The sequence below is a fragment of the Bowmanella dokdonensis genome, from assembly GCF_017254865.1.
Taxonomy (GTDB): Bacteria; Pseudomonadota; Gammaproteobacteria; order Enterobacterales; family Alteromonadaceae; genus Bowmanella; species Bowmanella dokdonensis.
In genome coordinates, this window is record NZ_JAFKCV010000463.1 from 1 (window position 1) to 246 (window position 246).

1 rRNA gene is annotated in these 246 nt (G+C 46.3%); it reads right to left on the reverse strand.

Features of this window, described 5'->3' with window-relative positions:
* Window positions 1-141: 141 nt before the first annotated feature.
* Window positions 142-246, reverse strand: a 23S ribosomal RNA gene (locus J0A66_RS23305); the annotation flags it as partial.

Here is a 246-nt window from a genome sequence, read left to right on the forward strand (position 1 = left end):
TGGAGTCAGGTGGTTCCGTAACGCTATGGCCGCCAGGCAAAAAAGGTTAACAATCTGGACTGTGATAAAGAATTCATCGCTTATGTAGCGTATTGGTTTGATGAGTTGTGGCTTGCACATACATCGTAATTTGGGCGTTGTATGGTTAAGCCTCACGGGCAATTAGTACAGGTTAGCTTAACGCCTTACAACGCTTCCACACCCTGCCTATCAACGTTCTCGTCTTGAACAACCCTTCAGAGACCT